This is a genomic window from uncultured Dokdonia sp., from assembly GCF_947492815.1.
Classification (GTDB): Bacteria; Bacteroidota; Bacteroidia; order Flavobacteriales; family Flavobacteriaceae; genus Dokdonia.
Map to the genome: position 1 here is coordinate 1 of NZ_CANLOB010000087.1, position 630 is coordinate 630.

A 630-nucleotide genomic window follows, 5' to 3' on the forward strand; every position below is an offset into this window, starting at 1 on the left:
TGGTGTCGTGTTTATGTAGGCACTTGGATCTGTTATGGGGTTGTCAGCATCTAAATCTGCTTGTGTTACATAGTAAGTAACTACCAAGGTAGCATCCCCAGCTGTAATACCAGCATCCAATACCGTTAAATCAAAGATTGTAATACCATCATCATCTGTTCCTGCACCAGTTTCTATATCACATGCCTCTAGCGTCGCTGGAGGTGCAGTAAAGGTAGGAATTGGTGCAATCACTAATTCAAACGAAGCTACAGATGCACATTCGGTTACATTATCTTCTAATCGAACCCACACTGTAGTGGTAGGAACAGTTACTAAATATGTATCTGGAGAACCTATAGGAGCTACATCATCTATCGCATCCATATTAGATTCATGGTAGCTTAAGGTGTAAAGGGTCGGATCTAAGGTTCCAATAATACTTGGCTCATTTTCTGTAAGATCAAATATTGCTTGACCTGTACCGTCATCACATAAGGTAAGATCTGGTAATGGAAGTGCAATGGCAGGTATAGGATTAACAACCAATTCTAATTCAATCACATCAAAACATACGGTACTGGTAGCTGGATCGGTATCGGTAGCACGTACATAAATTGTCGTAGAACCACTTGGATAAGCATCTGGAGT

The 630-nt window shown here is 40.6% G+C and carries 1 pseudogene; it reads right to left on the reverse strand.

Annotated elements, in window-relative coordinates:
• Positions 1–630, reverse strand: a pseudogene (locus tag Q1A01_RS23630) (hypothetical protein); the annotation flags it as partial.